Source organism: Yersinia pekkanenii (assembly GCF_001152565.1).
GTDB lineage: Bacteria > Pseudomonadota > Gammaproteobacteria > Enterobacterales > Enterobacteriaceae > Yersinia > Yersinia pekkanenii.
The window spans coordinates 1-4,536 of sequence record NZ_CQAZ01000096.1; the positions used below are offsets into that span (position 1 = coordinate 1).

The following is a 4,536-nucleotide window of genomic DNA, read 5'->3' on the forward strand; positions in this document are numbered from 1 at the left end:
ATTTGCAACTTAAGGCGGGTGAATAATGGCCGTTATTGATACGTGCGTACTGTTTGCCTATCTTCAGGGGGAGAGCAAAGGTTGCCATTGAGGGAGCGTCTAACGCCAGCATCAGTGCAGCCAGCCGGTATATTATTTTCCGGGAAGCGCAGAAGCTGCCTCCTCTAATCCGTCAAGAAACACAACGATTTATCAATAGTTTCAGTTGTATTGCTATCGATGACAGAGTCGCGGCTCTGGCCAGCGAACTACAATCCCGTTATAGCACGGTACTGAGTGATATAGGTGCGCTGGTCATCGCTTCTGCTCGTTCTCAACACGATGTACTCATTACACTCAATAACTCACTGGAGATACTGGGGAGTGATATTCTAGTATTGACAGATACCCCTCGAAATAATCCGGTGGAATGACCCACTTGCCAATTCTATGGTTAGAATAGGCTATCAATTGCGACTTACGTAACCTCATGAATAATAATACAGAAGATACCACGACTGAACTTTCCCACCTGGCATTCTGCGCCCTCGTTGCGCTTCACCTGGCTTATAAAGAAGGCAAAATCAGCGCACCAACTGCAGAGAACCTTTTTTGGTTCGCTGGCTGTCCCTGGCACAGAAAAAAAAGCGGTTTTCGAAACGCGTCGCACTGGATATCAAATGGTTACTGGATAAAGGTCGTCAGCAAGGTTTGACGGATAAGCTGAAACAACACCTGGAATACTTGTGGCGTTCCTGCACCGGCGCTTTGGATAAGCAATCTGATTTGTTTCGACTGACATATGCCACCGAATGCCTGAAAGAAAAAGGGTGGGATAATGCCGGGTTGAACAGCAGGGAATGGAAATCAGAAGAAATTGATGAACTTCCCCCAGGAACGTCCGGTTTTTATGTTGAAAAAGAGAAATTAAAAGCGGGTTTCTCCGTGGGCGGGAAACAACTGCAGGCGGTACCGTTTCGGGTATCCGGTAACCTGAATGAATTTACTGAGGTACTAGGTCAGTATACCCTGAGCGTTAATGTTAAGACTTTGACCCCCACATACACACAAGTTGAACTCATCCCAACAGATGACGCCAGAGAGTAAATACCAGCCTCATCCATGACTTCATCGGGTTCTGTCGCATTAAGGCGCAGGAAGGTAACATGCTGTTTTTTTTTGTGATGTTACCTACCCATGTCTCTGATCCGAAACGTCTTTAAACGCCTGCACTATCCTATCGATATCATCGAGCAATGTGTTCGCGGGTATCTGGCTTACGCCCTGAGCCTGCGCAATTTGGAGGAGATGTATTGTTGACCATTTCACGTTACACCGCTGGGTTATCCGCCCGGTGCCCTTGCTGGATAAGGCGTTTCGCCGACATAAACGCTCAGTGGGTCGTCGATGGCGCATGGATGAAACCTACATGGTAAAATTAACATGGGGTGTAAAGAATAAATCCCCAGTTTATTCAAAGCGTTTCTCTTAAAATAGCTAACTGTTTTATTACTTAATTGCAAAGTAGAAGCAATATGGTTATTTGAGTTTCCCTGCAACAATAATCTTATGACCATTTTCTCGCGTTCTGACAGTGGCAAATAGCGCTTTCGATAAAATAAATTTTTAGCAGGCTTGAGCTGAAAAAAAACCAGTTTTAACCGTTCGACAAAATGATGAATGGGTGCCGCTTGTGCAATCATTGCGTAAATGAGGTCAGTATCATAGAAATAATGCTCTAATAGCCGAAGATAGGATGTATCGGCAATAATAACTACACGACAAGTTGCTCTATTTTTCTGCAACCACTTTATGATTAAATGAAAGATATGTCTATAACGATAGTCATAGCAGTACAAACTCAAAATAACCATATGAGTAGAGGGGGAACGAATCAAATTAGCGTATACGTCTGTTAGTGACTCTACCTGAATAACAACGTTCGTGGGTTCCGTGACTAATATATCATTTAAAATATTATTCACACTGAGAAGGGTAAATTGACAGGAGTGTTGAATGATAACTTGCTTCTCTTCCATAGAATCAAACCTTATTTTACACTTAAAATAAATCTGACCAATTACTATTAATAAAAATCATCAGCGCCTTTAAAAAACAGATAAATCAATGTCATAATGATTAATGTTAAAATAAATGATAACCACAATAAAGTTGCGATCAGAAACCCATAAGTATCCTCAGATAAAACAAACCCAAAATAAACGGAGTATATATGTATAACGAAACTGGGAACAAACTCAATACTAAGCAAAGAAATAAATAAAAATAACCAGAGAGCCCAGAAAACCCAAAAAGCTCCAAAAAATAAAGACTCAAATCTTTTCATAAAGAGTATCTCAATCATATTAAATTTTAATTATATTAACGCCTATCGCTAATATAAAAACTGCCAGATATATATGTTATATATAAATAACCATCTCTACTTTGACCTTTATTTTACTGACATGAGCACAAGCAGGCGTGCTGCCGTTCAAACCGACTATGTATGCGCTGTCATTTTTCTGAGAAATGCCCGCGTGGACAAATACAATAAAACCAAATTGAAAGGTTAAAGAGAAATGCTGACAATGTGAAATAAAACGGCAGGCCACAACACTAGTTTGCCAGCACAACAACCACGTTTGCCGGCGTCATCTAACCTTATATCCCCGGCCTAAAGGCCGAGGTTTAACAGCACGCCGGATAATCTAAATAAAGCCACCCGCTATGCAGGTGGTTTGATTATTTATTATTCTTCCAATTTAGTAATGAAGCCTATTGTATGCAAGTAATTTCCTCCACCTACAGTCACTCCTTCTAAAACTTGGTTATTAGGAACAACAAATGTTTCCGTAACAATGTTTTGTGTATTCGAATTTTTACCACATACTCCAGAGCTGCCGTCTTTCATAATAAAGGTGAGTTTGGTTAACTGTCTGATACCCCTTTCTGTCGTATTTGTTCCACCAGTAAATTCGCCAGTACTAATCTGAACTGAACTAACTAAATTTAGTTTATTTATTACAATACGTCCGCCTGTTTTTCCACCAAAGAAATTGCCCTCACTAGACCCTATCCCATCAACAATAGAACCACAATACATGATTAAAGAATAGTCTGGCGGCTCAATAATTAACGTTCCTGTTTTATCCGTTGGTTGAGTTTCTCCGAATATAGGAGAGACAATTTGCCCTTGAACACCCAATGTAGCTTCTAAATTCGAAAAGCCAAATCCTTTATAGCTCCCAGATGCCGTTATATCCACTAGCCCCACGGACTCTCCAGTGATTAATCCGCTATTTGTAACAGAAGCTATACTATTATCACTTGAAGCCCAGCTAATCCCTGCTGATACATTTTCATATTTCGTATCATCACTCGGGTAATCAGAAGGTATTGCATTGATAATAAATGCATATGTTCCACTCATCACCACAGTCGCTTTACTTGGCGTCATTTCAAAAGAAAATGAATACAACGTTATGGTGACATAGGGAATACTAAAATCCCCCCCATTTAATTGAGTTCTAATTTTATAATCACCAATGTTATCACCTGATATTTTAGCTGTATAATCACCAATATTTGTACCGGCATCTACATTACTAATTGAAATGCCGCTAGTTATTATGCTTCCTAGATTATCCTCAACAATAAAATCAAGATTGCTTAAATCAGAAACTCCATTACCGTAACTATCAACTACATTTAGAGTTAAAATTGCATCATCAGTATTATTAGCAACTATTCTTGGTTTACTAATTGTTAAAGTTCCTTTAGTTAAATCTGGCGAACTAAAACTAATATCATATACACTCGACTCCACCTCGCTACTCCAGGTGCTCAGTTTTAAGTTCGCTTTCAGTCCGGTGCCCGTCGTGTTTGCCACATAGCTGCCGGTATAGGTGCCGTCACCGTTATCTGCCCAGCTGTTATCCGCCTTTTCCGTGGAATTGGGCACCGTCACCGTGGTGGCGGTTAAGACCGGCGCCAAGCCAGGCGCTGTATTGCCATTATCATCTTTTAAGGTCACCGTCACCGTGATGTCACTGCCTGCCACATAAGTGGCATTATCGACGACAATACTGGATGTACTTTCTGCAGCATCCCCCGCCGTAAAGCTCACCGTTTTATCAGCGTTTACGCTGGCGGCACTGCCCACCAGTGCACTGACCGTTATATCGGCTATCGCCTTCGTGGTACTAGTCAACGTAATTATTGCCTGACCGTTTTCATCCGTCGCACTGCTGATAGCTACTGTGACATCAGGTTTATCCGCCACCGACGTCACCTCAACACCAAAGACGGGGTTGCCGTTGGCGTCTTTGACCAGCACGGTGTAGGTGAAGGTATTAGTCCCGTTCGCCACCTTGCTGACAACGGTATCTGTCAGCGTGACGGTGTTCACTTGCGCCGTGGTCTCATCCGCCACAAAGGTGGTGTCCACACTCTGGCTTGCACTGCTGCTCAGGGTGGCCGTCACCGCACTAATACCCGCCACTGTGTTGGTCAGCGTCGCCGTGGCGATACCGTCCGCCCCGGTGGTGCCAATGA

Annotated in this window: 4 protein-coding genes and 1 pseudogene; 3 read left to right on the plus strand and 2 right to left on the minus strand. The window is 42.3% G+C overall.

Annotated elements, in window-relative coordinates:
- Positions 1 to 53: 53 nt before the first annotated feature.
- The 3 genes and pseudogenes from AEP37_RS22305 to AEP37_RS25870 form a co-directional block, all read left to right on the plus strand.
- Positions 54 to 413 (plus strand): PIN domain-containing protein, encoded by a 360-nt coding sequence (locus AEP37_RS22305; RefSeq protein WP_156168736.1) that lies wholly within the window; start codon positions 54 to 56, stop codon positions 411 to 413.
- 178 nt (positions 414 to 591) lie between these two features.
- On the plus strand, positions 592 to 1,086 hold the full coding sequence (locus tag AEP37_RS22310; protein ID WP_072086397.1) for a DUF2913 family protein: 495 nt from the start codon (positions 592 to 594) through the stop codon (positions 1,084 to 1,086).
- A gap of 90 nt (positions 1,087 to 1,176) precedes the next feature.
- Positions 1,177 to 1,426 (plus strand): annotated as a pseudogene (locus AEP37_RS25870) (IS6 family transposase); the annotation flags it as partial.
- On the opposite strand, the gene AEP37_RS22315 reads toward AEP37_RS25870, so the two are convergent.
- Together AEP37_RS22315 and AEP37_RS22325 are read right to left on the minus strand one after the other, a co-directional pair.
- Positions 1,323 to 2,018 carry a LuxR C-terminal-related transcriptional regulator gene (locus AEP37_RS22315; protein WP_082170901.1) on the minus strand — a complete coding sequence of 232 codons (696 nt, stop codon included), beginning with the start codon at positions 2,016 to 2,018 and terminating at the stop codon, positions 1,323 to 1,325. The pseudogene AEP37_RS25870 and the gene AEP37_RS22315 sit on opposite strands and share 104 nt — an antisense overlap.
- A 713-nt stretch (positions 2,019 to 2,731) precedes the next feature.
- On the minus strand, positions 2,732 to 4,536 hold a 1,805-nt coding region (locus tag AEP37_RS22325), incomplete at its 5' end, for an Ig-like domain-containing protein (protein ID WP_049615386.1).